Here is a 24,855-nt window from a genome sequence, read left to right as displayed (position 1 = left end):
CAGCCCCGCGGTTTATTCCAGGCATTAATTGGGCTACTTTCAATACATCGGTTTCACCGCCAATTGCAGGCAGCATTTTTGCCTCACTGATCGAAATTTTAACGAGTGACACCTCGGTATTGGTAATCATTGGTTTGCAAATCGACAAAACTTCCCTGGATGTTGTACTTGAATTGCGTGTAAATAAGAGACAGGTATGAAAATAACTTGGGGTTGAAGACGTGAGTCCATCGCAAGGTTTGGGTAAAATTCCCAAGTGTAAAGGAAAAGCCGAAATTTCCACCTAAAGTACTATCACCGGTATCCTTTTTTCGGAGGATGTCATTGCCGTAATAACTGCTTAAAAACAATTGATCCTTTTTCCCGAGAGTATAATTCACTTTCCCGTTCAAATCGTAAAAGTAAAAAGGAATATTGGTTCCGGTTAACTTCAATACTTGATCAATATAGGATCTCCGACCGGAAATCATGAATGACATTTTATCTTTTATAATCGGACCTTCAAGCGTCAACCTGGAGGAAAGCATCCCAATACCGCCGGTTCCGTGAAATGTCTTTTTATCACCGTCGATTACCCGGATATCGGTTATGGATGAGAGTCTACCGCTGTAATTTGCCGGGAAACCACCTTTATAAATCGACATTTCCTTGATGACATCCGGATTGAAAACCGAGAAGAAACCGAAAAGGTGTCCGGGATTGTACACCGTGGCTTCATCCACAATAATCAGGTTCTGGTCACCATCGCCCCCACGGACAAAGAAGTTTGTACCTCCTTCAGCCCCGCGGTTTATTCCAGGCATTAATTGGGCTACTTTCAATACATCGGTTTCACCGCCAATTGCAGGCAGCATTTTTGCCTCACTGATCGAAATTTTAACGAGTGACACCTCGGTATTGGTAATGTTGTCAAGACCATTCGACTTTGGTTTTGCGACAATCACGACTTCCTGAAGTTCTTCTTTGGGTTTGAGTTCTTCTACCAGGAAATTAATAGAAGCTGTCTGCAACCCGCTGATCGTATCCAGGAGTGTTTTTGCTTCTACGGATGATATTTTCACCTGGTAGGTTTGCCTGGCTTCCAGCTCAATGGAGAAGAAGCCGTATTCGTTGGTCGTGACTTTGCGGGAGACTTCCGGGAATATGACATCTGCAAATAATACGGCTTCGAGGTCCTTACTAAATTTAACATAACCGGAGATTACAACTTTTTCCTGGGCAAATAAGTTTGAGAGCAAAACAATAAACACAGCTAAAGAGATATTTTTTTTCATAAGCAATATCGATTTAGTTGCGAAAATAGACACAAATCTGGCTTTTTAGGTAAATTTTAACCAAAACAGCTATTAAAAGTTAATAATTAAACATTTCAAGGTGTTTTTCGGGGTTAACTTTTAGTATTGATAATCAGTATTTTATGTGTTTTTTGGTTGAATTTTGAAGGTAAATAGGAGTCCAATAGTGTACTAAATTTTTAGTACACATTTTAGGTTGTGAAAATACAAATCATTGAAAATGAGTACGTATTTCAACAGTGTTTTAGTAAAACCGGATGTGTGGAAAACAAGGTGGTTTATCCCGGAATTTTCAGTGTTTGCCCTACGCGGATCAAATAAGACCGCAAGTTGTTTGCCTGTTTGATTCTGGTTGGTGTTGTATGGAATTTCTCAGCGATTTGAGATAAAGTATCTCCCGACTTGACCGTGTATCGTTTGTATCTCACCGCAGTAGCTGGTTTTGCAACCATTACAACCGTCATTTCTGCATTTTTTTCTTTTTCCTTTTGTGCCAGTTCTTCCAATGCTATAGTATTCCCGATTTGCGGATCGTAGTACTTGTAAAAATGCTGTTGGATGTTGATCATGCTGGTTACAGTGTCCAGTTTCATACCGTGCCAGTCGTAACACTGCAATACGTTGTCATTGAATTCAAGTAGTTTCACTGGAATCATGGCTGTGTGCAGGCGATGCATGCGCGGACACTGTTTTTGAACCGCAGCCAATCCACCACCGGCAGAACCGCGGCTATCGACATGCATGTAGCATCTTCCGTCCTGGCTTGGGCCAACGACAGCACTCCAGTAAACGGTCAGTGTCGAAGGGTCGATTTGAATGTACAATTTCTTTAAATCGGACAGGAATCCTTTGCTGCGGACTTCAGCTAACCCGGCGTTGATTTTATCATTCAGATAACCACCGAAATGATCCATTCTTCTGCGGTTGAATGCGTGCAATGCATCGTAAACATACGGTTGACCGAGTGCAGTGTAAGAATCTGTAATGATCTGATCGTTTTCACCGAGCTGAATGGTGTCGGGATTGTATTTTCGAAATTCAGGAACTGTCAGTACTTTTTTGGAGATGACAGGAATTGAATCGGGTAATTCAACTTCCGGATCGCTATCCGATTGTGCGTGAATCGTTTGAGTGCTTAGGATGAGGATGCCGAGAAAAATGAATTTGATACCAACCACGTGTTTGTTATTTATTTAGATTTAACGCACCTAAATTTAACATGTTACATCGGTTTTTGAAAAAAAGATAGCCGAATACCCTGATAAATTCTATGAAACGCCTTGAAATCCGGACTAAACCCACGATTTTGTCTTCGAATTCCGGCAATTTTTGAAATTTTCTCCGGTAGATTGTCCCTTTTGACCGGGAAAAAGCCCTTCGCTCTCACCATTCTTTTGCATATTTTCGCAGCATGGATCAGAAGCGTGTACTGGAAAATTGGAAAAAGCAGTTGGGGGAATTATTCCCAGAGAGAGAAATCCGGAATTTATTCCACCTCACACTGGAAGATGCACTTGGTTTCAATCGCGCTTTGATTCTGTCTAACCAGGTCGGGGAGTTTTCCGGAGATCAGATGCGGCAGCTGGAGCAAGTTCTCAATCGCTTGAAAGCAGGAGAACCTCTTCAGTATATCGTTGGGTTTACCTATTTCGATGATCTGAAAATACAGGTCGCGCCGGGAGTCTTGATCCCCCGTCCGGAAACAGAAGAACTCGTGGCCTGGATCGATGAAAGTCTGCAAAATCGGGAAAACCTGAAAATGGAGGATTGGTGTACGGGATCAGGCTGTATTGCACTGGCGCTTCAAAATCGCTATATAAACTCTGAGGTTTTTGGTTATGACATCTCTGATGAGGCACTGGAAATAGCCCGGAACAATGGAAAGTCGCTGCATTTAGCGGTTCATTTCGAAAACAAAGATGCGTTGAATGCGGTTTCGTCGGAAAAGGCAGATGTCATTGTTTCCAATCCGCCCTACATTCCCTGGCAGGAAAAAGCAGAGATGCACCGCAATGTGACCGAGTTTGAACCGGATCTGGCTTTGTTTGTTCCGAATGACGATCCCTTGCTGTTTTACAGATCGCTGACCATTTATGCTTCAAAATCCCTTGCTCCGGGAGGATTGCTGTTTTTTGAACTGCATGAAAACTATGCCCGGGAAACGAAACAGATGGTGGAAGAATCCGGATTTACTTCGGTAGAGATCCGGGAAGATTTGCAGGGCAAACAGCGCATGCTGAAAGCGGTATGGAATGCATGATATTACCTGTTAATTTCGTACCTTTCGGACAGATTCAATGAAACAACACGCATGTCAGAAAAACCGATTGTCAAAGAGTATTCCAACGGGGAAATAACCATCATCTGGAAACCGGATACGTGCATTCATTCCACCGTTTGCTGGAAAAAAGCAACTGGTCTGCCCAAGGTATTTCAGCCGGGACAGAAACCATGGATTAAAGTGGACGGAGCTACAACGGAGGAAATCAAAAATCAGATCGATAAATGTCCCAGCGGAGCGTTGAGCTACCGTTTTGAAACCAGTGAATCGGAAGTGATAAATGTCTCTCATGTAGTGGAAACACTGCCGAAAGGCCCTTTATTGGTTTATGGAAATATTACGGTGAAACATGCCGGAATGGAAGAGCAGAAGGTGACGAAAGTGACGGCGTTTTGCCGTTGCGGGGCATCTTCGAATAAACCGTATTGTGATGGGACACATCTGAAAATCGATTTCTCCGATTAAGAGAACAACTCTCTCTTCCAGACGTAATATTGCGGAATTGCGTCGTAGTTTGTTGGGAGAAGTGGGTGCTATTTATACAGCAAAAAAACAGTAAATTCAAAGCTTTTAGAGTGAAAGTCTTGTTTGACAATCTGAAATATCGTGGACGTAATATTGCGGAATTACGTCCATTTTGAACCGCTTCCTAAGTAGCTGCTTTTCACTTTTACCTTCTCCCTTTTCAATTATAAAGTATCTTTGCACTCCAGTTCCAGAAAAACATGTCTGCAAATTCCAAATTCATCCCCTTTCATTCGGATATATCGCTCGTAGCCCGACCGGAAAAGTTCACCTTTCCGTTTTACTACGAACCGCATGAACTGGCAAAAAAAGCCATGAAGCAGCTACAGGAATACCTGGAAACGCAAACCGACTGGGAGCACAATTTTGGATTGCAGGAAGGACAGGATGGTCTCGTAATCGGGAAAATGTTCGGAGTACTGGTCGTTGAAAATGCACAGGGAGAATTGGGTTTTTTAGCCGCGTTCTCCGGGAAACTGGCCGATTCGAACGATCATGCCTACTTTGTTCCCCCGGTATTCGATCTGCTGGATTCCCAGGGATTTTTCATCAAAGAAGAAGTGCTGATCAACGATGTGACCCTGGAAATCGGGAAACTGGAAAAAAGTGAAGCCTTTCAGCAGGCAAGATTGGAACTGGAAACCGCGAAATCAGGATATGAGACGGCACTGCGAAATTTAAAACAGGAAATCAAGGCAGGGAAAGCAGACCGCAAACAACAGCGTGAAAAAGCCACTTTGGAACTAGGTGGAGAAGCCCTGGAAGCATTCCTGGAAGATCTTCGGAAACAATCCATCCGGGAGCAGTATTATTTGAAAGACTTCACCGATTCGAATAAAACAGCAATCCGTTTACTGGAAGAAAAACTGGGAGCTTTCGAACAGCAACTGGAGTTTCTGAAAGAAAAACGGAAGAACATGTCGAATGCGTTGCAGAAAGACATTTTCGACTCGTACTATTTTTTGAATTCGCGGAAAGAACAACGAAGCCTTCAGAGCATTTTTCAAAATACCATCGACCACAAACCACCGGCAGGAGCGGGAGAATGCGCCGCGCCGAAGCTCTTGCAGTTTGCATTTGAGCACAACTTCAAACCGGTCTGCCTGGGTGAATTCTGGTGGGGAGCCTCCCCAAAATCAGAAGTGCGGGTGCACAAGCAGACTTATCCGGCATGCAGGGGGAAATGTGAACCGATTCTTGGGCACATGCTGGAAGGAGTCGAAACGGATGCAAATCCGATGTTGCAGAATCCGGCGGAGAACAAAGAACTGGAAATCGTTTTCGAAGACGAGTATTTGCTGGTTGTTAACAAGCCAGCGGAATTTTTATCCGTTCCGGGAAAAACAATCTCCGATTCCGTTTATACGCGCATGAAGGAAAAATACCCGGATGCAACGGGGCCGCTCATTGTGCACCGCCTCGACATGTCGACCTCCGGATTGTTACTGCTTGCCAAAGACAAAAAAGTTCACCAGGTACTGCAGCAGCAGTTTATCAAGCGGAGAGTGCAGAAACGCTATGTGGCCTTGTTGGAAGGAAATCTTCCGGAAGAAACCGGAATGATCGAACTGCCGTTACGTGTGGATTTGGACGATCGTCCGAGACAGTTGGTATGTTATGAACACGGAAAACGTGCTGTGACCAAATGGGAAGTGGTGGAGCGAAGAGGAGATCAGACATTGGTTTATTTCTACCCGATTACGGGAAGAACCCACCAGCTCCGGGTACATGCCGCGCACAGTTTGGGCTTGAAGTCCCCGATTTTGGGAGACGATCTGTATGGAACCAAAGGGGAACGGCTTCACCTGCACGCTCAGTTCCTGCAATTCAAGCATCCAATTACTAAAGAAATCCTGACGATCAAGGCAGATGCTGACTTTTAGTGGGCAGAGAATGTTTTAAGCAGCATCTTCTGTTGATGAAATGGTTTTTGCTCAAAAGTTCCTATTTCGACACGTTCAGTATGTATTAGTTCAAAAGTTGAAACAGTTCAACAACGTCAAAAGTACTTTTTAAACTTTTAAACCCTTTCCACCCTCCGGTTAGTGTTGTAAAATTTGGTAATCCTTCTTACGCCAGATATATCCGTCGAGAATGTAGTGGACTACTTGCGGCATAATGAGCAAAGGAATAAACAAACTGATGATCTGATCATCATTCAACTGCTTGAAAGTGCCGTAGAGCCAGCCGAAAGGAACGGTATTTTCGCGCCAGATAAAGACATCCCAAAGCGTTTCTTCGAAGTAGGCAAAAGCAAACACAATCGCGTAGAACAAAATCCAGCCCCATTTGGACAAAACGATCTTCAACAGTGGAGGTGATTCCGCGTTCAACTCTTTTTTCTCGCTGTAATGAACCAGGGCCAGGTAAGGAATTCCGTGTCCGATGACATTCACCAGGGAGAAAATGAAATCGTTGTTAGTGAGTACAATGCTGACGTAGTATGAGAAGCAGGTCGAAAGCGTTAACAGAATACGGGGCGTATTCAAATAGCCGGAATCCTGTTTTTCCTTCCATTCGACAAACAAATAAAGCGCCAGAACGATGAGCATCAATGCGTTGAGGTAAGGTTCCAGTTTCGGCAGGTTGATGTACCAGAAATCACCGGCAGTCATCCAGTTGAAATTCTGTTGTCCCCTCACGTGCCAGATCAGGATCGGGATGATTGTTACGGCATAAATGGCAACCGAAAGCACCCGTTTCCGCCATTTGTAACTGGTTTCCCGTTTTGAATAGAGCCTGAAAAAACCGTATTGCTGGCGAATGAAATGAAAGACTGCAAAATAGGCCAGGAGCGACCAGAAGAGTTTACTGCTGACACCGTAAATCAATGCGCCCGCAACCCAGACCAAAAAAGGAACAGCCCAGAGTTTCAGGCGGTGTATTTTGAAAGCACTCGGTTTGAAGTACGTTTTGTAGACCGTTGTGTACACATGCGCCACATCGATGGAAAGCACGATCAGAATCCATGACCACGGAAAGATTTCTGTTTTCTGTTGATTGGTGAACTGTTCGGGCAGAAAAAAGACGATCAACGGCGGAATAGCCATCGGAGCAATGAACCACGATAAATCAAACGCGGCAGACTTTATCCAAAGTTTAGGCTTCATGTTTCAAGATTTCTGTTGCGGCGAGCAAACCGAGGTCAAATCCTTCCTCAAATACGGAATAGGAAGAATAATCGGTGTGCGCCAAATGTACCCGTTTCGCATTTTTCCGGAGCTTCAGATGTTCCTGGTATTTGGCCAGTGCGCCCGGATAAGGAGTTACCATGCCATGCCCCCAGCGCTGGAAACTAATGCTTTCAATGTGTTGTTCGATGTCGGGATGCATGGAAGCAAGCTCAGAAATGACCAAACGGCACATGTCTTCATCAGTCATGCCGAACAATTGGTGGCGTTCTGTTTGTTCATCGGTTTTGTCCAAAGCCAGGTAAACGCTGATGACATGTTTGTCTTTGATTTGTGAAAACTCCTGGTGCCGGTCCGAAACATATCCCAGACCTTTGGTTCCGAATTTTACATTGTCCCAGGCAAGCGGCGTTCCGTTTCCTTCCGGAATCTGATCCAGAACCACGATCCCGATCAGCCACGGATTGTGTCGGATTCCGTCGAAATACTCCTGCGGCCAGCCCGGTGATTTTAAAATATGTTTTGCAACATAAGACGGTGCAGAGAGAATGCACTGATCCGCTGTAACACGGATTTTCTTATTCGCTGCGAGATCAACTGCTTCGATAAGCACCTTTTCAGCCTGTTCTTCGATGGAATAAACCAGTACGTTTCTGCGGATATGTTCCTGTACCGGGGCTTCCAGTTTTCCGGCAAGATACCCGTTTCCTTCGGGCCAGGTAAGCACGGTTGTCGGGTCGGTATTTCCCGGGTTCGCTTTTCGCCCGGCAAAGTAGTGGATTCCTGCCCAGGCAGAAACCTTGTCGGCCCCTGCACCGAAATCGTCCCGGCAGCAATAATCCAGGAACCAGAGTAATTCCTCCGATTCATACTTGTTTTGAGTCAGGTATTCTTTGAATGTAATCTGATCGAGTTTTTCGAGTTCCGGCGTTATAGCAGCCTGTGAAATCGGGATGTTGAACAAATCCGTTCCGTTTGCACTCTTTGCGGCTTTCAATGCCCGCATTTCACTGAAAAAACGATGAATCTCTGCATGTGTTTCCTTACTGACACCGTATTCCGGAACCAATCCTTCGTGGAAAACACCTTTAAACAGCAATCGTTCGTCGGGTGCGTGGCAAAGAAAGTCCTCGTTGTAAAACTGAAGTCCGTTTTCCTCTTTTTCGAGTAACTTGAGTTCTTTCAGGAAGTCAATCAACGGACGGTTATTCGGATTGGGAAGCGAAAGGTAATGCGCCCCCAGCGGGTATTTCGAATGGGCGTTCTGTCCGAAACCGGAATTTCCGCCCGTCTGTTCTCCCAATTCAAACAGTAAAAAGTCGGAATATCCGTTTTTCTTCAAATGATACGCACCGGAAAGCCCGCTGATTCCACCGCCGGCAATGAGGACCGGAATTTCCAGTTCTTCGACAGGATAATTGGCTGCGAAATCCATGCTTCCGCGAAGCAGATGTCCCCGGTCGAGCGGAGCTCCGAGCCTGTTGGTAACCATTTTCTTCTTCGAATTGGAACAGGCAAGTAAATCCGGCATCAGCAGCGCAACGGTTCCCAATGTTCCCACATACCGGATGAAAGTGCGTCTTTCCATATCAGTCAAATAAGGAATCCCATTCTTTTTCAAACAACGGAATGAGCGCCTGGTTGTCCAGCCGGTTCACGATCTTTTTTGTCACACGCATGTCTTCCGGGAAAAACTTCATGGACTTGAATTCCTGGTTGGAATAATACTTCAAGCCTGCCGGAAGCGGGTACGTTTTTAAATTATTCAGGTCGTAACCGAATAAAATGTAGCCCCATTCACCGAAGGAAGGAACATAGGTATGATACGGAAGTGTTTGCAGGTAAGACGCTTCGATCGTGCTGTTGATACACCAGAAAGATTCTTTTGCGTAAAGTGGCGAAGTACTCTGCATTACCGCAATGGTGCGGTTAGTCATCACGCGCTGTAACGATTTGTAGAACGAAAGCGTGTACAGTTTTCCAACGGAAAAATTCGACGGATCCGGGAAATCGATGATAATGGCATCGTATTTTTTATCGGCCTTGTTTCGGAGCCATTCAAATGCATCCGCCTGAATCACTTGCAATTTCGGGTTGTTTAACGAGTTGTGGTTCAACTTGGTCATCAGCTCGTTTTTCGAAAAAATGGACACCAGTTTCGGATCGAGATCGACCAGTGTAATGTGTTTCACCTGCGGATATTTCAGGATTTCGCGCACGGCAAATCCATCGCCGCCACCCAAAACCAGGACTTGTTCCGGTTTTCTGCAATGCGACAACACCGGGTGTACCAATGCTTCGTGGTAGCGGTATTCATCACGGGAATTGAACTGCAGGTGGTTGTTGAGGAAAAGGCTGTAAGCGTTCCGGTCGCGGGTAAGTACAATGCGCTGGTAATTGGAGTTGGTCGCATAGATAATGCTTTCCCCGTAAATTTCCGTTTCGCTGATGCGGTTGATCCGGCCGGCGTAAACGAAAGCAAATGTGAGCACGAGTGCGGCCCCGGATCCCTGAATAAACAGTAACGTAGGTCGTCTGACCTCTTCCCGGAAGTAATAAATGAGGTAGAGCGCCAGCCCGATATTGAACATCCCGAACAGCACGGAAGTCCGGGTAAGGTTCAGATACGGAACCAACACGATCGGGAAAGCGATGGAAGCAATGAGCGCTCCGATGTAATCGAAGGTGAACACTTTTGAAACCAGGTCGCGGAACCCGACTTTGTTTTTCAGAATCCGCATGATCAGCGGGATTTCCAGTCCTACAAACACCCCGGTGAGCAATACCAGTCCGTAGAGAATGATGCGGAAATAACCACTGTAGCCAAAACTGATGAACAATACGGCGCTGCTCAGTCCTCCTACGATCCCGGTGATAATCTCAATCCGGATGAAATGCTCGATGAGGTTCTTCCGCAGGAATTTGGAAAGAAACGAGCCGATTCCCATCGCAAAAAGATAGGTTCCGATCACAGTCGAAAACTGCGTCACACTGTCTCCCAGCAAATAACTGGCAAGGGTTCCGGCAACTAATTCATAAATCAACCCGCAGGTGGAAATAACGAAAATGGTAAACAGAAGTAAATAATGCATATCAATGAATGGCAGACGCAATAATAATGGCAACGGCAATCATGTAGGCACTTCCCAGCAGGGCAAGGGCTACATTTTTATTTTGCCAAACCTCTTTCCATAAATTCTGCGGAGTCAGTTTTTCAATAATGATGAATGACAACAGCAAGACAAAAATTCCCAATCCTGCGTAGATCAGGGAGGCCAAAACAGTGTTCCAATTTACAATTTGATTCATAACTCGTCTTTATTTATGATGCACACTTCCGTGAGTGGTGTTCGGTGCATACTTGGTTCCATACTCAGATTTCAGCAGTTTAAAACTGCTAAGTTGTGCCCACAGGTAGAGAATGAGCGTCATTCCCAACACGATGGAGGTAAATTTATGTTGTTTGAAGAAATTAAACATATTTCTTTCGTTTGTTACTCATTTATTTTGTTGTGTATGAAATTTCCGGTGATTTGAACACGTTGGTTATTTCGACAGGTTTAAGGAGTTGAGCAGTTCAAAAACATGCCTTGAACTTTTTGCCCCCTTTCAACACACTGACTAATATTCATCGTCACCTATATTTTCTCATACTACCTGGTTTATTTGAATGATCTTAATTATTATCCCGCCGAAAACAAGCTGTCCCGTTCACCGCGCCGCATTTGCTCGTAATTGCGTTTCAGGATATTCAGAATCACAATCAGCACCAGGATGGGAAGAATCAGGATCATCGTATTCCACAATTCCGGTCCGCCATAGCGTCCGTTCAGGATAATGGTTTTATTACTGGTAATCGAAGAATAGATCGTTCCTTTCAAATGGTATTTTCCTCCGGGAACCTCCGATAAGCCAACGGTTCCTTTTTTGTCTCCTTCCGACCAGGAGTAACCGCCGTCCACACCGCTATAATATTCCGATACCACACCGAATTCGCGTTCTTCACCGCTGGTTTCATTGACAAGCGTAAGTCCAAGTTCTACCCATTCATTGCTCACATCGACAAAACTGGAAAACTCCAGGTAATTCCCCGTCGAAGAACTATCCAGATAGAACGATTTACTCACAAATTCGGGGTTCCCGATGGATGCCTCTGCAAATGGCAGATCAATTCCCATGTTTATAAAGGGACGGTACGATCGCGTATTTCCGCTGAAAATCGAAGCAATCACCAGGAATAATATTACGGCAAAACCTATTTTGGTAAACAAGTTTACGTTGACATTTCCTAAAACAGGTTGTGCAATCCCGATTCCTTCTTTTTCCTGTGATTCGATCCGGTAATCGTCAAACATTTTGGAAACCTGCTTGCGGGTCATGTGCTGTCCGAAGAAGGTATCGATTTTTCCACCCGGATGTTTCTCCAGTGAAATCATATAGGGCGGGGAAATGTAATCGGTACAGTCAATCTTTTTGACATCAACGAGGTTGTACGGGAATTCTCCCACGCAATGCTTCGACTGATAGTTGTATCCCTGCAGAAATTCATAGTGACGCCCTTCGAACTCAAAAGTCGACTCGATATTTGTGAGCAGCTGCTGTGCAGGGATGTTGTAATGAGGCTTCACCCAGGTGTAATTTCCGTACGAACAATTCAGGAACGAAATGTCCCCGGTTTCGCTCAGGAGCACAACTTCATCCCACACATCGGAATACTTGTTGATCACGCGCTTACAAACCTGCCCGATAACGGTGTATTTGATACCCTCCCAGGTTCCCGTCGTCCCGATTTTGAAATACTTCAGGAAAACTGCGTTCTGATTGGGCAGTTTCTTGTATTTCTCATAATGATCCTTACTGTGGATCGTACCGCAATGAGGACAGGCAAAAATTTCGAGTTTTGTTGGGATGTAGAGTTTGAAGACCTTTTGGCATTTAGAGCAGGTAAATGCACGGCCGTGTTCATTCGTAGTAAAACAAGATTCCCAATTATTCATGTGGCAGTTCAAGACAATTGCTACAAATATCAGCAATTAATTGAATATGGGAATCTATTCGTTGAAAAACTCCGGGGATTGTTCAGTCAGATAGAGATTGTTAAGTGAATGAACCGCAAAGGCGCGAAGGGGAAATGAAACCACATAAGGCTCATAGAACACATCGTTCGTTTAGATTTTTTAAATCATTTATCTGCGGAAATCTACCTGATCTGCGTGAAATAATCACCAGCTATATTTTTAGTGCGCGGTATCGGAATCCAATTTTCTCTATTTTTGGTTGTTGAAAATTCCCTTATGAATCCAATTGAAGCACAGAAAAGAATCGAACAGCTGACCAATGAGCTGAACCAGCATAATTACAACTATTATGTAGAAAGTAATCCCACCATTTCGGATTACGAATTTGACGTGTTGCTCAAGGAACTCCAGGATTTGGAAACACAATTCCCGGAATTTGCTTCGGATTTGAGTCCTACCAAACGGGTGGGTGGTGATATCACCAAGAAGTTTGAAACCGTGGTGCATCGTTTCCCGATGTTGTCGCTTTCCAATACCTATTCTGAAGAAGAAATCATCGACTGGGAACAACGCCTGAAAAAACTGGCTTCCGGCCCGATTGAATATGTCTGCGAATTGAAATACGACGGAGTAGCGATTGGAATCCGCTATGTGAACGGGAAATTCTCACGGGCGGTTACCCGCGGAGACGGAACACAGGGAGAAGACATTTCTGCCAACGTAAAAACAATCCGTACGATTCCTTTGTCTTTGAAAGGCGATTACCCGGACGATTTTGAAATCCGCGGAGAGATTTTCTTTCCCAAGGCAAATTTCGAAGCGATGAACCGTCAGCGGGAAGAATTGGGAGAACCTGTTTTTGCCAACCCGCGCAACTCTGCTTCGGGAACGCTGAAATCACAGGATTCGAAAGTGGCTGCCGAAAGAGGACTGGATTGTTACCTGTATGGAGTTTACGGCGATGATCTACCGATGGAATCGCATTTCGAAAGTGTTCAAAAAGCACACGAATGGGGGTTCAAAACGCCGCAGGAGAAAAACCGCTATATTCTTAAAACGTCATCGATTGAGGGAATTATGGAGTTTATCCATTATTGGGATACAGAACGCTACAACCTGCCTTTCGACATCGACGGGATTGTGATCAAAGTCAACAATTACGAACAGCAAGCCGATTTGGGCTTCACGGCAAAATCTCCGCGCTGGGCCATTGCATATAAATTCAAGGCTGAACGGGTAGGAACCACACTCGAAGAAGTGACCTACCAGGTGGGAAGAACGGGAGCGATTACGCCGGTTGCAAACCTGAAACCGGTACTGCTCGGAGGAACCATCGTGAAACGTGCTTCGCTGCACAATGCGGATCAGATTGAAAAACTGGATCTCTACCTGGGCGACGAAGTATTTGTGGAAAAAGGAGGAGAAATCATCCCGAAAATTGTGGGGGTGAACGAAGCTTCCCGCAATGCCGGTGCCGAAAAAGTCCTTTTCATTGAACACTGCCCGGAATGTGGTTCCGAATTGCACCGCAGGGAAGGAGAAGCGCAGCATTACTGTACGAATGATTTGGTTTGTCCGCCGCAGGTAAAAGGACGCATGGAACACTTCATTTCCCGCAAAGCGATGAACATTGACGGCCTGGGAGCGGAAACCATCGACCTGCTTTACAAAAAAGGATTGGCAAACAGTGTAGCAGATTTGTATGACCTTACGTTTGACCAGATTGTAAACCTGGATCGCATGGCAGATAAATCGGCAAACAACCTGCTGATCGGGATTAAAAACTCGAAAACCGTTCCGTTTGAGCGCGTATTGTTCGCGCTTGGGATCCGTTTTGTGGGGGAAACTGTTGCCAAGAAACTGGCTTTTGCCCTGAAGAATATCGACGCCATTGCGAACGCAAGCTATGAAGAACTCATCGCGGTGGACGAAATCGGGGAGAAGATCGCCGTAGCGGTACAGCAATTCTTTTTGGATGAGCGGGCAATTCAGACCATTGAACGTTTGAAGCAGGCCGGATTGCAGTTCGAAATAGAAGAAGTGGCGCTGGATTCCAATACGCTGGAAGGAAAGACCTTTGTGGTGTCGGGAGTGTTCTCTCAATTCAGCCGGGATGAAATCAAAGAACTGATCGAGAAGAACGGTGGAAAGAACGTGGGGTCGATTTCAGCCAAAACAACATACGTACTGGCGGGAGAAAATATGGGACCTGCAAAACTGGAAAAAGCCAGCTCGCTGGGGATTCCGATTATTTCCGAAAGTGATTTTATTCAGATGATTTCGTGAAAGTGGTTAATGGAAAATTTGACAAATAAATACTTGTATATCATTTCCGGGCCGAATGGAGCAGGTAAAACAACTGCTTCTATGACCATTTTGCCCGAAGTTTTACAAATCAATGAGTTTGTGAATGCCGATATTATTGCATATGGGCTATCTCCTTTCAATCCTGAAAGTGTAGCTATTCAAGCTGGTAGAATGATGCTTTTGAGGATAGAGGAATTACTTTCTGATGGCGTGTCTTTTGCATTTGAAACAACCTTATCAACGAAAAGTTATCGTCATTTGGTTGGGCGAGCACAAGAACTGGGGTATCAGGTTGTCCTATTTTATTTTTGGTTGAGTACACCAGAACATGCTATTAACAGGGTTGCAAAAAGAGTTTCAGAAGGAGGACATAATATTCCAACAGAAGTGATCGAACGTAGATATATTGCAGGAGTTAGAAATTTATTCGATATTTATATTGAGCTTTGCGATGTTGTTCAGGTATATGATAATACTGAAGGTAAGCCAAGATTTATTTTTCGTGTAGAAAATGGGGATTGCGAAATTATCGATGAAGAACGTTATGCTTTAATGAAGACACTATGAGTCCAAAACAAAAAGAGTTTTCTGACAAAATCATGGCTGGTTTACAATTGGCATATGAACGTATGATTGAATACAAAAAGTATAAGAAAAGTACGATTGTAGTCGAGAGAAATGGTCAATTGGTGGAGTTGGATCCATTTACGATGGAAGTGGTAAAAGTGATTAAGTAGATTCGTTTATTGTTTTTTAACAAAATATATTTTTATTTCACAAATCGTTATTTATCTTATTTATTAGGTCATCAGAAGAAATTTATTTTCTACTTTTGTACACACTTTTTATCATATAAAAAACATCCGAAATGAGTCTATTTAAAGGAGCCGGAGTTGCATTGGTGACACCTTTCAATGCAGATATGTCAATTGATTTTCCGGCGTTGCGCAAATTGGTGCGTGAGCAGATTGCAGGTGGTACGAATTACCTGGTGGTTCAGGGAACAACCGGTGAGTCCCCGACTTTAAATAGCGACGAAAAGAAGCAGGTACTGGAAACAGTATTGGAAGAAAACAACGGGAAGCTTCCGATCGTTTACGGTGTAGGAGGAAACAATACGCTGGCAGTTGCTGAAAACATCCGCAAAGTTCCGCAGGGAGTAGATGGAATCCTTTCAGTAGCGCCATACTATAACAAACCCACTCAGGCGGGGTATGTGGCACATTACAAGCATCTGGCTGACAATACCGATTTGCCGATCATTCTATACAACGTTCCGGGAAGAACCGGGTCGAATGTATTGGCTGAAACAACCCTGGAGTTGGCAGAAGTGAAAAACATCGTTGCGATGAAAGAAGCTTCCGGAAACATGGAACAGATCATGGAGATCATTCGTTGCAGACCGGAAGGGTTCCTGGTACTTTCAGGAGATGATGCAATTACACTTCCGTTAATTGCGGCCGGAGCAGACGGAGTTATTTCCGTGGTAGCGAACTCTTTCCCTTCACATTTCAGTAAAATGGTGACGAGTGCTTTGAACGGAGATTTTGAAACGGCTAGAAAATACCATTATGAGTTGCTTCCGGTAACAAAGCTGCTTTTTGCAGAAGGAAACCCGGGGGGAGTTAAAATTGCATTGGAAGAACTGGGCTGGATGAAACCGGACATGCGTCTTCCATTGGTTCAGGTGTCGGATGCACTGAAGGCAAAAATTATCGCAGAGACGAAAAAACTGGTCGGATAATCGTTAAAATCCGCTTGTTATGACATAGAAAAAGATCATTCCGGATGGAGTGGTCTTTTTTGTTTTTCAGGCATTTTTTCGACTCGAAAAATACGGATAGATATAGCTTGTCCCGCCCCAGCTGGATGTCTATTTGCCCAGTGACAGCAAGGGATTCAGACCATTTAATCTAAAAAATGACATTTATTTTTCATGCCAAAGACAACCGTAAATAGCTTACGTTGCTGTGACCGATCTTTGTATCACCATTCACAATCAACGAAGTCTTTTCGTTATCCAACCACCACCTTTTATTCATGGCGAGCAATTGGAGCCGGAGTGTCTTCCCCACAAGCACTCCGGATATTCGCCCCTATCCAAAGAGACAATCTTTGGAGTCAAGATGTAGTCCTGATTCTTGTCTCAGAGTATTCCGACTACTTTTCAATTTTGCATGCTCAATTATTCAATGGTCAGGTTCCGTTTTACTTGATATATCATATAAAATCTTCACGATTCGCAAAAAAAATACACAAACAAATTTCTTATTGATTGAAAATTAATAGATTCGCACCTAAATACTCAAAGATGAAAAACAAACTAATCTTCGTTGGCGTCTTGTTGATGTTTGCCTATTCCTGCGGTTCCGGTGAGGAAAAACAGCAGATTGAAACGGTAAAAGAACCCGAAACGGTTGATGCTGCTCATGTAAACTACAACATTCCTTCACCGTCCGAGCAATTTGCCCTGATTTCCAAAATGGATGCGGTGAAGAGTACGAAAATCCTTCACGACCCGAACCTGGCTGATAAATACACCAGTTCATCCCAGAAAGCGCTGAACTTCGGTATTTACACGGCAGATGTGGCATACCTGACTTCATTCAATGAAACCAACAAATACCTGAGCTATTTCGGGAAACTGGAAAAATTGGGTTCCGATATCGGGGTGGCAAAAGTATTCGGGACGGAATTGGGTGAACTGGCTAAAAAATGGGATGGAAATGCAGATTCCCTGTTCAAACTGAGCGATGATATTTACAACCGTACCTTCCAGCGCCTCATTGAAATTGACAAAGGAGACGAGTTGTCCCTGATGCTTGTTGGAGGATGGATCGAATCCATGCACCTGATGATCGGAAGCTCAAAAGGATTCGGGAAATCACCGAAACTGGATCAGGCACTGGCAGACCAGAAACTGGTGGCGGAAAACCTGCTGGAGTTTTTGGTGAGTTACCAGGACAATGAAGCGGTGAACGAATACGCAGCGTCCATAGAGGAAATTCTGAAAGTATACGAACAAATGGATTGCAGTTCGGGAGAAACAGAAGTGCGCAACTCGAACGGCAAATTGACATTCTCCGGTGGAGACAACTGTAAAATGACTCAAAAATGCTTCGATGCCCTGGCAAAGAAAATCGGTGAAATACGCACAAAAATCATAACTGCTTAATTTTTTTAGACATGAAACTAAGTATCACATTAGCCCTGTTGTTCGGATTTGTATTCACCTTTGCCCAATGCCCTCCGGTAGAATCATTTCTGAAAAAGAAAAAAGAAAAAGATGAATACAACCTCAACTCCCAATCCAGAGTGGGGGCGGTGGATTCCGACAAATCATATGAAATGTCCTTTATTGCACACCCGGGTTTGGATTACCGCCTCACCACCGTGTTGGGAGAAGGAAGTGCAGGAACATTGAACTACGAAATCTACGAGCTGGTGACAGAAAAGAAAACGGAAGACGGCAAAGAAGTATTCAAAAAAGTGAAGAAAGTATTGGCAACTTCCGGGTCTGAGCCCCTGGAGTTCAATTCCGATAAAGCCCGTAAAATATTTGTAAACGTTTCAATCAGCGGCGGCGATAAAAAGAAGCATGCCTGCGTTGGAGTGGTGATCGAAACAAAACGAACTGTCAAAACCGGATTTTAAACGCTTTTAGCAAACTGGTTTCAAAAGTCCCGACGCACATCGCGTCGGGACTTTTTTGTTGGTAGTGAGGAATTACACATAAAAGATTACGAAGTTCGGGAGCTATCTTTGTAAAACTAAAAAGACACCTTTTTATTTGCGTTTTTGAGAAATATTACACATTTTTGTGTAATTGAAAGGTTTAACAGCTAAAAAAAGATACAGCTTGAATACGAATCGCAAAATGAAAACGTTACCGACTAAAAGACCCTTTCCGAAACCGGAATAGAAAATGGAAAAGCAGCATACTGACTGCACAACTAAAAACCCACCGATGTACTACGCTCAAAAGCGTAAAAGCATTGCACTGAATCGGCATTCAGAGAACAAGACATGTAAAAGCAGGCGGGAATTCCTGTAAAATTCCTGCTCAACCACGTACCGGCAGATTACAGGCTGTCGCGTACCAGGCAGACTTCGTCGCGAGCTTCGTCGAACGATTGTGTGGGGATCTCACGCCGGAGAATCCCTGTGCAGCCACTATTGAAACCGAATCATCCGGCATTCATTGAAATAAAAAATAACTTATGAGACAAATCACTTATTTGCTGTCATTCACAGCCTTGCTGATCACCAATCAGCTAACAGCGCAGGAAAACGTCCTTTCGGAAAATGGAAATGTAGGAATCGGAACCACCACGCCCAGTGCGCGATTACAAGTGGCAGGTTCTGCCCGGATCGATTCTTCCCTGGTAGTCAGCGACTCTGTTACCATGGCGGCCAGCGCACGGGTGGAAGATGATTATTCTAGCATTCGATAACAATGAAACAAAATACATTAAGATCGTTAAGTTTTAGTCTGATCCTGCTCTTTTCATTTTCATGTAAAAAAGAAAAAGGAGCTTTATACGATTTCCCTCCAGGCAGATTTGAGTTTGTTTATGTATTGAATACTAACACAAATCAGGACACCATTATTGGAGAACTATCAGGTCCTTACTTGTACTCTTCAAATTATAGTTTCATGGTACGACAGGAACTATTAATGGATAAATCACTTAAAATTTTCAAAGTTGGAACTTATAAGAGTATTAACAACGGCATTTTTAAAGCCCAAGTAAATACAGGAGCCACTATTGATTATGAGGATCACGATTCAGACCATTTAATGATTCACTTCGCTTCCGGGGATACCCTTTCCGGTAGTCTTACTTTAACACGAAAAGAATAATAGTATGTCAAGATGTGGAATAATCCCTTTTATTGCAATCTGTTTGTTTCTTTCAGGATGCCATAAAGAGAATGGAAAGCGTAGATACGAAATACAACTTTTGTTTAATAACGGTGATGTATTGAAAGATTATGGTACCGTAACAGAAAAAGAAGCAAATGTGAAAAAGTATCATGGTAAAGCTGTCTACACGACCGTGTTTAATGATTATTTATTTCTGAAAGTAAACGGTAAATTTATCTGTTCAGGTGATCTGATTGCTGATGGAAAACATGGAGATCTTTATCTGGAAGGAGCTTACACTCAAAAAGGAAGAGCCTATACTGTGGAGGATGGTTATTTTGAGGTCATCTGGCGAGATGTCTATGGTGAGCCATTGACCAACTCTGTATTGACTGGCAAGTGGACTTTTAAACGAAATTGATTAGAGTCCTTAATTCAAAACAAGTTTCTTAAAAACAGTTTCCTGTTCCGGGACGAAATGATCGGGACAGGACTGTTTTACACTGTTCGAGTATTCCCTGGACGTGGATGAAAATCCATTCAAGTGGGAAAATACACCCTGTTTTTGTTGATTCGGCTTTTTAGAAAAAGGTCGATCACAATACTATTACTTCCTGGTTTGCAATAAACCGGCTAAAATCTGACTACACATGAATTTTCTCCAAACACTTAAGAAACCGATGGTTTCTGTTGCTGTCGTATGCGTGCTGTTGGCTTGCATCGTCACGTTGCAAAATATGCTGCTGCCTCCCAAAACATATGTGGATGGAGGAATGGAATACACACACTACAACAACTACCTCATTTTCAAACAATCGTTCTTTCACCTGATTGAAAACAAAGATTTGTATCAGCAATACCCGCAGGAATACTGGGATTTGTACAAATACAGTCCCACGTTTTCACTGTTTATGGGGTTATTGGCCTGGATGCCCGACTTCTTAGGCTTATTGATCTGGAACCTGCTGAATGTGCTGGTACTCTTTTTTGCATTCTGGAAATTACCGTTTGAGAACAACCGGAAAACCCTGTTTGCATTACTCTTCCTGGTGCTTGAATTACTGACCTCGATTCAAAATTCACAGAGTAACGGGTTGATCGCAGGGCTGATCCTCTTTGCCTACCTTCAGTTGGAACGGGGAAAAGTGGAGCTGGCTGTCCTGTGTGTTGTGTTAACCATGTTTATTAAGCTCTTTGGAGTTTGCGCCTTCGTATTGTTCCTCTGCTATCCCGGAAAAATCAGGGCTTTTCTGTATGCTCTCGGATGGACTGTTCTACTTGCCGCTTTGCCCTTACTGGTCATTTCATATGAACAAATGCAACGAGTGTATAAAAGCTGGATTCTGCTGTTGCAAAACGATCCTCCGAACGCGGACGGCTGGGTTGGGACCTGGTTTGGAATGGAAGCACAAACGACCATGCTGCTGGGAGGAAGTATCTTATTCTGTCTTCCGTTGATCCGTTACAAACATTTCCGGGAGAAAAAATTCAAGCTGCTTTTGCTTGCTTCTACCTTGATCTGGATCGTTATTTTCAATCACAAAGCAGAATCACCAACCTATATTATTGCTGTTTGTGGTGTTGCGATCTGGTATTTTACCCAAAACTTCAAACTGGAAAATACGATCCTACTCCTGTTGGTTTTTATGTTCACGGTAGTGGCAAGCACCGATTTGTTCCCCGGAAAATGGCAGGAAAATGTAATCATTCCGTTTGCTCTGAAGCCGCTTTCGTGCGTGTTGGTTTGGTTGAAAATTACCTGGGACCTGCTTTCTTATCCAAATTTCCCTGCTTGTGAAAAGACCTGATTCTTGAAATTTTCCCCTTCCTGCCGCTCCGGTGTCTCAAAGTGAGCGGATAATCCATAATTTTACACAATGGATCAAGCAGCACATCAAATACTGGAGCTCGTAGAGCAGGCTCAGTCAATCGTGATTACATCGCACAAATCCCCGGATGGAGATTCCATCGGAAGTTCCCTGGCGGTGTTTCATTTGTTGAAGAAATGGGGGAAGAATGTACAGGTTGTACACCCGGATCCTGCGCCGGTGTTTTTGCACTGGATCAACGGTCAGGAAGCAATCATAGACTTTGAAACCCGGCAGGAAGAAGCTGCGAAAGCATTGGGAACAGCAGATTTGATTTTCTGCCTGGATTACAACGAACCTTCTCGGGTAGGCGAAAAGATGGAAAAAGCATTGGTGGAAGCTCCCGCTGTAAAAGTGATGATCGACCACCACCTGCACCCGGCAGATTTCTGTAAAGTAGTTATTTCCGAAACAGCTGCTTCTTCAACCTGTGAACTGGTCTACAAATGGATCAAAGACATCGGGCGTTTAGACGACATCGATGTAAACTCCGGAACGGCAATTTATTTGGGAATCATGACCGATACCGGATCGTTCCGTTTTCCGTCGGTTAGTGCATTTACCCACGAAGTAATCGGAGACCTGATTCGAAGAGGAGTGAAGCATTTTCTCATCCACGAATCCGTTTACGATACGAATACGGTAGACCGCATCAAGTTGCGTGGTTTTGCGCTTTCGGAGAAACTGGTGTGTTTGAACGATCTGCATGTGGGCTATGCTTCCCTGTCGGAGGAAGAATTGAAACGTTTCAACTATCAGAAAGGCGATACGGAAGGATTGGTGAACCAGATTTTGGGAATCCAGGGCATTAAAATGGCCGTTTTGTTCGTAGAAAAAGACGGGAAAATCAAAATTTCTTTTCGTTCAAAAGGTGACTATTTCGTCAACGAACTGGCGAAAACCCATTTCAACGGTGGTGGACATGCCTATGCTTCCGGAGGAATTTCAGACGAGAACCTGCAACAGACAGTCGAAAAATTTGTAACATTTGTAAAAGATTTCATTCCCCGAGTATGATAAAAAAAGAATGGTTTTTCTGCGTATTGCTGTTGTGTTCCTGCACAGAAGAGGAAGAACAGCCCAAGCCGGTCAACTGGAATATGGAAAAATCCACCGAAATGAATAAGGAACTGGCCATTGAGCAGGACCTGGACATCGACCTGTATTTTGCACAGCATGAAAACTGGGAAGTGAAACAAACCGGAACGGGATTGCGTTACGTGATTTTCAATAAAACAGACGGTGCTTCGCCGAAACCGGGTATGGATGCAAAAACGCAATACAAAATCAGCCTGCTCGACGGAACAGAAGTGTATAAAACAGCCACGGATGAGGTAGATGTGTTCCGGATCGATAAAAGTGATATGGAATCCGGAATTCACGAAGGAATCAAACTGATGCACGTGGGAGAAAAGGCAAAATTGGTTTTCCCGAGCCACCTGGCTCATGGATTGGTGGGCGATTTGAATAAAATTCCACCGCTTTCACCCCTGGTCGTAGATATTGAATTAATCGGAATAGAATAAGATGAAAGGAACAACTAGTTTGCTCGGAGTGCTGTTGCTCTCTGCGGCATGTACTTCAGGCGTAGATACGGCAGAAACGGTAAAAGCACCTACCACACGCGATTCCGGAAGCGGACTTTCAGAAGCTGAAAAGCTGATTGAACCGAAAAAGACAATCGCAGATAAGAAAACGTTCCCGAATGGCATCCGCATTCAGTGGTTTGAGAAATCAGACGGTGAGCAGGTGAAAGAAGGATCGGTTTACGAGATCAATTTCAAAACCAAGCTGGAAAATGGCGAAGTAGTTGATGGAAACTACAAACTGCAGCGCGACATGCTTCCGTTCATGGTCGGTTTCGGAATGCAGACACCTGGATTTGACCTGGCAATGAAAGAATTGCGGGTAGGGGATTTCGTCGAAGTGTACATTCCCGGAAAACTGGCGCGTGGGAAAAAAGGAATCCCGGGAGTCATCCCGCCCAATGCACCGAATATCGTGATGCTGCGCGTCGGAAAGGAAATCAAACCACTGAAAACAGTCGACGGGGTAAAAGTGTGGTGTCTGGAAGAAAACCCGGATCGGGTGGATGCGAAAGTGGGGGAAAACTCCAACGTGGCGATTCATTATTTCGTTGGGACAAAATCCAATCCGAGATACGATAATTCCTATCAGCGGAACACGCCGTTTGGTTTCGGGATGAAAGATGCATCCCTGATTCCAGGTTTGAGAAAAGGCTTGCTCAATACCAAGATGTATGATAAATTATACATTATTGTTCCTGCCAAAGAAGCCTACGGATCAAGAGGATATGTGGATTTGGTAAAACCGAACGAAGATTTGTTCTACGACATCATCATCATGGACGTCGACGGGAAATCTGTCCCGAAAAGTGACAATTGAGAAGGTAAAATAAGAAGTGGAAATTCTTTTCAATTTTCAATTCTCCCTTTTCAATTTGAAAGATATGAACTTGTAAATGTTCGAATTAACGTTTTTTCGCAAGTAAAAATTGTCTTTTTTTTGTTAATTTTGCGACACCCAGAAAATACCAAGGCATAAAACATGAACAAAATTCTTTATTTCTTCCTTCTACTTGTTTCATTTTCGGGATTGGCTCAGACTCCGATCGACACCGTAGAAACTGACAAAGGCAAAATGGTTCTTTACTCCAACAGAACCTGGAAATTCCTGATGGACGAAGAGTTCGACGGAATCATGAACGAAGCGCTTTTTAACCTCATTCAGGCAGATACAAACCTGAACCTGGTTCAAACCTGGGACAATAATATGTGTTTTACATCAGAAAGAACCAATGATTTGTCGCGCATGAACGACACGCTTTGGTTGTGTCTGGTTGACGATCTGCATAAACAATATGTACAACCGGTTCCGGGAATCGTGACGTCACGCTACGGTTACAGAAAAGGAAGATACCACAATGGAATCGACCTGAACCTGCGTACCGGAGATACCGTAAAAGCAGCATTTTCAGGACGTGTGCGTTACGCCAAGTGGAACGACGGAGGATTCGGAAACCTGGTGATTATCCGCCACTACAACGGACTGGAAACATTCTATGCTCACCTTTCCAAGCATTTGGTAGCACCGGATCAGGAAGTGAAAGCAGGAGAACCGATTGGTTTGGGAGGAAATACCGGTCGTTCGTTCGGATCACACTTACACTTCGAAGTGCGTTTCTACGATTCACCAATGAACCCGGAAGAAGTCATTGATTTTGCGAAAAAGGAATTAAAAGACGAAAACCTGCTGGTGCACAAACGCCTGTTCAGGCCGGGGGCAAAACCAAGCGACGAAGAAATCTCCGGAGAATCGATTGCGGCAGTGCAGGCAAGAACAGAAGCTGTAGCCGCACGAAAGTATTACAAAATCAGAACCGGAGATACCCTTTCCCAGATTGCATCCAAGAGTAACACGACTGTTTCGAGATTGTGCAAGCTGAATGGAATCCGTCCCACAACACTCTTGCAGGTTGGAAGGCAAATCCGCGTGAGATAAGCATCCGGTAAAAATATGACGAGAAGCTCCTTGCATTCCAG

General features: G+C 44.1%; 25 protein-coding genes. 17 read left to right on the top strand and 8 right to left on the bottom strand.

Annotated features, from left to right (window positions below; translation table 11 throughout):
* Window positions 1-98: 98 nt before the first annotated feature.
* Together ABDV94_RS14235 and ABDV94_RS14230 are read right to left on the bottom strand one after the other, a co-directional pair.
* The gene (locus ABDV94_RS14235; protein ID WP_343747869.1) at window positions 99-1,274 is read right to left on the bottom strand and encodes a TonB-dependent receptor; all 1,176 of its coding nucleotides are present in this window, start codon (window positions 1,272-1,274) and stop codon (window positions 99-101) included.
* A 299-nt stretch (window positions 1,275-1,573) separates the two neighbouring features.
* Window positions 1,574-2,473: a LysM peptidoglycan-binding domain-containing protein gene (locus ABDV94_RS14230; protein WP_343747868.1), complete on the bottom strand. Its 900-nt coding sequence runs from the start codon at window positions 2,471-2,473 to the stop codon at window positions 1,574-1,576.
* A 233-nt stretch (window positions 2,474-2,706) separates the two neighbouring features.
* Here ABDV94_RS14230 and prmC point away from each other — a divergent pair, with 233 nt between their 5' ends.
* The 3 genes from prmC (at window position 2,707) to ABDV94_RS14215 (ending at window position 5,984) form a co-directional block, all read left to right on the top strand.
* Window positions 2,707-3,555, top strand: a complete 849-nt coding sequence (prmC, locus tag ABDV94_RS14225) for a peptide chain release factor N(5)-glutamine methyltransferase (protein WP_343747867.1) — start codon at window positions 2,707-2,709, stop codon at window positions 3,553-3,555.
* Window positions 3,556-3,606: 51 nt separating this feature from the next.
* Complete coding sequence (locus ABDV94_RS14220; RefSeq protein ID WP_343747866.1) at window positions 3,607-4,041, top strand: (4Fe-4S)-binding protein; 435 nt, start codon at window positions 3,607-3,609, stop codon at window positions 4,039-4,041.
* Window positions 4,042-4,301: 260 nt separating this feature from the next.
* Complete coding sequence (locus ABDV94_RS14215) at window positions 4,302-5,984, top strand: pseudouridine synthase (RefSeq protein ID WP_343747865.1); 1,683 nt, start codon at window positions 4,302-4,304, stop codon at window positions 5,982-5,984.
* Window positions 5,985-6,143: 159 nt separating this feature from the next.
* Here ABDV94_RS14215 and ABDV94_RS14210 read toward each other — a convergent pair whose 3' ends face one another.
* The 6 genes from ABDV94_RS14210 to ABDV94_RS14185 form a co-directional block, all read right to left on the bottom strand.
* Entirely contained in the window at window positions 6,144-7,211 is a 1,068-nt protein-coding gene (locus tag ABDV94_RS14210) for a hypothetical protein (RefSeq protein WP_343747864.1), read from the bottom strand.
* The gene (locus tag ABDV94_RS14205; RefSeq protein WP_343747863.1) at window positions 7,201-8,820 is read right to left on the bottom strand and encodes an FAD-dependent oxidoreductase; all 1,620 of its coding nucleotides are present in this window, start codon (window positions 8,818-8,820) and stop codon (window positions 7,201-7,203) included. The genes ABDV94_RS14210 and ABDV94_RS14205 overlap by 11 nt, the downstream gene beginning before the upstream one ends.
* Before the next feature lies 1 nt (window position 8,821).
* On the bottom strand, window positions 8,822-10,324 hold the full coding sequence (locus ABDV94_RS14200) for a polyamine aminopropyltransferase (protein WP_343747862.1): 1,503 nt from the start codon (window positions 10,322-10,324) through the stop codon (window positions 8,822-8,824).
* A 1-nt stretch (window position 10,325) separates the two neighbouring features.
* On the bottom strand, window positions 10,326-10,541 hold the full coding sequence (locus tag ABDV94_RS14195) for a DUF350 domain-containing protein (RefSeq protein ID WP_343747861.1): 216 nt from the start codon (window positions 10,539-10,541) through the stop codon (window positions 10,326-10,328).
* 9 nt (window positions 10,542-10,550) lie between these two features.
* Entirely contained in the window at window positions 10,551-10,712 is a 162-nt protein-coding gene (locus tag ABDV94_RS14190; RefSeq protein WP_343747860.1) for a hypothetical protein, read from the bottom strand.
* Between the two features lie 203 nt (window positions 10,713-10,915).
* Window positions 10,916-12,229 (bottom strand): DUF4178 domain-containing protein, encoded by a 1,314-nt coding sequence (locus ABDV94_RS14185; protein ID WP_343747859.1) that lies wholly within the window; start codon window positions 12,227-12,229, stop codon window positions 10,916-10,918.
* 297 nt (window positions 12,230-12,526) lie between these two features.
* Between ABDV94_RS14185 and ligA the strand changes: the two genes are divergently transcribed.
* The 14 genes from ligA to ABDV94_RS14115 all read left to right on the top strand — a co-directional run bounded on the left by ligA (window position 12,527) and on the right by ABDV94_RS14115 (window position 24,814).
* Window positions 12,527-14,536: an NAD-dependent DNA ligase LigA gene (ligA, locus tag ABDV94_RS14180; protein ID WP_343747858.1), complete on the top strand. Its 2,010-nt coding sequence runs from the start codon at window positions 12,527-12,529 to the stop codon at window positions 14,534-14,536.
* Window positions 14,537-14,545: 9 nt separating this feature from the next.
* The gene (locus ABDV94_RS14175) at window positions 14,546-15,124 is read left to right on the top strand and encodes a zeta toxin family protein (protein WP_343747857.1); all 579 of its coding nucleotides are present in this window, start codon (window positions 14,546-14,548) and stop codon (window positions 15,122-15,124) included.
* Entirely contained in the window at window positions 15,121-15,294 is a 174-nt protein-coding gene (locus ABDV94_RS14170; protein ID WP_343747856.1) for a hypothetical protein, read from the top strand. Before ABDV94_RS14175 ends, ABDV94_RS14170 begins: the two co-directional genes overlap by 4 nt.
* Before the next feature lie 131 nt (window positions 15,295-15,425).
* The gene (dapA, locus tag ABDV94_RS14165) at window positions 15,426-16,301 is read left to right on the top strand and encodes a 4-hydroxy-tetrahydrodipicolinate synthase (RefSeq protein WP_343747855.1); all 876 of its coding nucleotides are present in this window, start codon (window positions 15,426-15,428) and stop codon (window positions 16,299-16,301) included.
* Between the two features lie 567 nt (window positions 16,302-16,868).
* Window positions 16,869-17,732, top strand: a complete 864-nt coding sequence (locus ABDV94_RS14160) for a hypothetical protein (RefSeq protein ID WP_343747854.1) — start codon at window positions 16,869-16,871, stop codon at window positions 17,730-17,732.
* A gap of 11 nt (window positions 17,733-17,743) precedes the next feature.
* A complete protein-coding gene (locus ABDV94_RS14155; RefSeq protein ID WP_343747853.1) occupies window positions 17,744-18,211 on the top strand; it encodes a hypothetical protein in 468 nt (155 codons plus the stop codon).
* Window positions 18,212-18,777: 566 nt separating this feature from the next.
* Complete coding sequence (locus ABDV94_RS14150) at window positions 18,778-19,011, top strand: hypothetical protein (RefSeq protein ID WP_343747852.1); 234 nt, start codon at window positions 18,778-18,780, stop codon at window positions 19,009-19,011.
* A 2-nt stretch (window positions 19,012-19,013) separates the two neighbouring features.
* Window positions 19,014-19,421, top strand: a complete 408-nt coding sequence (locus tag ABDV94_RS14145; RefSeq protein WP_343747851.1) for a hypothetical protein — start codon at window positions 19,014-19,016, stop codon at window positions 19,419-19,421.
* A 4-nt stretch (window positions 19,422-19,425) separates the two neighbouring features.
* Complete coding sequence (locus ABDV94_RS14140; protein ID WP_343747850.1) at window positions 19,426-19,845, top strand: hypothetical protein; 420 nt, start codon at window positions 19,426-19,428, stop codon at window positions 19,843-19,845.
* 229 nt (window positions 19,846-20,074) lie between these two features.
* A complete protein-coding gene (locus tag ABDV94_RS14135) occupies window positions 20,075-21,232 on the top strand; it encodes a glycosyltransferase family 87 protein (RefSeq protein WP_343747849.1) in 1,158 nt (385 codons plus the stop codon).
* 69 nt (window positions 21,233-21,301) lie between these two features.
* Window positions 21,302-22,309, top strand: a complete 1,008-nt coding sequence (locus tag ABDV94_RS14130) for a bifunctional oligoribonuclease/PAP phosphatase NrnA (protein ID WP_343747848.1) — start codon at window positions 21,302-21,304, stop codon at window positions 22,307-22,309.
* A complete protein-coding gene (locus ABDV94_RS14125) occupies window positions 22,306-22,818 on the top strand; it encodes an FKBP-type peptidyl-prolyl cis-trans isomerase (RefSeq protein WP_343747847.1) in 513 nt (170 codons plus the stop codon). Before ABDV94_RS14130 ends, ABDV94_RS14125 begins: the two co-directional genes overlap by 4 nt.
* A 1-nt stretch (window position 22,819) precedes the next feature.
* The gene (locus tag ABDV94_RS14120) at window positions 22,820-23,698 is read left to right on the top strand and encodes an FKBP-type peptidyl-prolyl cis-trans isomerase (protein ID WP_343747846.1); all 879 of its coding nucleotides are present in this window, start codon (window positions 22,820-22,822) and stop codon (window positions 23,696-23,698) included.
* A 162-nt stretch (window positions 23,699-23,860) separates the two neighbouring features.
* Window positions 23,861-24,814 carry a M23 family metallopeptidase gene (locus ABDV94_RS14115; protein WP_343747845.1) on the top strand — a complete coding sequence of 318 codons (954 nt, stop codon included), beginning with the start codon at window positions 23,861-23,863 and terminating at the stop codon, window positions 24,812-24,814.
* Window positions 24,815-24,855: the final 41 nt, after the last annotated feature.

This window comes from Fluviicola sp., from assembly GCF_039596355.1.
GTDB lineage: Bacteria > Bacteroidota > Bacteroidia > Flavobacteriales_D > Crocinitomicaceae > Fluviicola.
The sequence above is the reverse complement of the archived record's forward strand: the minus strand, read 5'-3'. Positions and strand labels throughout refer to the sequence as shown.

What these genes read in the sequence shown, in the direction of transcription:
- ABDV94_RS14130 (WP_343747848.1), top strand. Translation starts at nt 21,302, where the DNA reads ATGGATCAAGCAGCACATCAAATACTGGAGCTCGTAGAGCAGGCTCAG.
- ligA (WP_343747858.1), top strand. Translation starts at nt 12,527, where the DNA reads ATGAATCCAATTGAAGCACAGAAAAGAATCGAACAGCTGACCAATGAG.
- ABDV94_RS14140 (WP_343747850.1), top strand. Translation starts at nt 19,426, where the DNA reads ATGTCAAGATGTGGAATAATCCCTTTTATTGCAATCTGTTTGTTTCTT.
- ABDV94_RS14125 (WP_343747847.1), top strand. Translation starts at nt 22,306, where the DNA reads ATGATAAAAAAAGAATGGTTTTTCTGCGTATTGCTGTTGTGTTCCTGC.
- ABDV94_RS14160 (WP_343747854.1), top strand. Translation starts at nt 16,869, where the DNA reads ATGAAAAACAAACTAATCTTCGTTGGCGTCTTGTTGATGTTTGCCTAT.
- ABDV94_RS14185 (WP_343747859.1), bottom strand. Translation starts at nt 12,229, where the DNA reads ATGAATAATTGGGAATCTTGTTTTACTACGAATGAACACGGCCGTGCA.
- ABDV94_RS14215 (WP_343747865.1), top strand. Translation starts at nt 4,302, where the DNA reads ATGTCTGCAAATTCCAAATTCATCCCCTTTCATTCGGATATATCGCTC.
- ABDV94_RS14135 (WP_343747849.1), top strand. Translation starts at nt 20,075, where the DNA reads ATGAATTTTCTCCAAACACTTAAGAAACCGATGGTTTCTGTTGCTGTC.
- ABDV94_RS14145 (WP_343747851.1), top strand. Translation starts at nt 19,014, where the DNA reads ATGAAACAAAATACATTAAGATCGTTAAGTTTTAGTCTGATCCTGCTC.
- ABDV94_RS14220 (WP_343747866.1), top strand. Translation starts at nt 3,607, where the DNA reads ATGTCAGAAAAACCGATTGTCAAAGAGTATTCCAACGGGGAAATAACC.
- dapA (WP_343747855.1), top strand. Translation starts at nt 15,426, where the DNA reads ATGAGTCTATTTAAAGGAGCCGGAGTTGCATTGGTGACACCTTTCAAT.
- ABDV94_RS14200 (WP_343747862.1), bottom strand. Translation starts at nt 10,324, where the DNA reads ATGCATTATTTACTTCTGTTTACCATTTTCGTTATTTCCACCTGCGGG.
- ABDV94_RS14235 (WP_343747869.1), bottom strand. Translation starts at nt 1,274, where the DNA reads ATGAAAAAAAATATCTCTTTAGCTGTGTTTATTGTTTTGCTCTCAAAC.
- ABDV94_RS14205 (WP_343747863.1), bottom strand. Translation starts at nt 8,820, where the DNA reads ATGGAAAGACGCACTTTCATCCGGTATGTGGGAACATTGGGAACCGTT.
- ABDV94_RS14150 (WP_343747852.1), top strand. Translation starts at nt 18,778, where the DNA reads ATGAGACAAATCACTTATTTGCTGTCATTCACAGCCTTGCTGATCACC.
- ABDV94_RS14190 (WP_343747860.1), bottom strand. Translation starts at nt 10,712, where the DNA reads ATGTTTAATTTCTTCAAACAACATAAATTTACCTCCATCGTGTTGGGA.
- ABDV94_RS14175 (WP_343747857.1), top strand. Translation starts at nt 14,546, where the DNA reads ATGGAAAATTTGACAAATAAATACTTGTATATCATTTCCGGGCCGAAT.
- ABDV94_RS14210 (WP_343747864.1), bottom strand. Translation starts at nt 7,211, where the DNA reads ATGAAGCCTAAACTTTGGATAAAGTCTGCCGCGTTTGATTTATCGTGG.
- ABDV94_RS14155 (WP_343747853.1), top strand. Translation starts at nt 17,744, where the DNA reads ATGAAACTAAGTATCACATTAGCCCTGTTGTTCGGATTTGTATTCACC.
- ABDV94_RS14115 (WP_343747845.1), top strand. Translation starts at nt 23,861, where the DNA reads ATGAACAAAATTCTTTATTTCTTCCTTCTACTTGTTTCATTTTCGGGA.
- prmC (WP_343747867.1), top strand. Translation starts at nt 2,707, where the DNA reads ATGGATCAGAAGCGTGTACTGGAAAATTGGAAAAAGCAGTTGGGGGAA.
- ABDV94_RS14195 (WP_343747861.1), bottom strand. Translation starts at nt 10,541, where the DNA reads ATGAATCAAATTGTAAATTGGAACACTGTTTTGGCCTCCCTGATCTAC.
- ABDV94_RS14170 (WP_343747856.1), top strand. Translation starts at nt 15,121, where the DNA reads ATGAGTCCAAAACAAAAAGAGTTTTCTGACAAAATCATGGCTGGTTTA.
- ABDV94_RS14120 (WP_343747846.1), top strand. Translation starts at nt 22,820, where the DNA reads ATGAAAGGAACAACTAGTTTGCTCGGAGTGCTGTTGCTCTCTGCGGCA.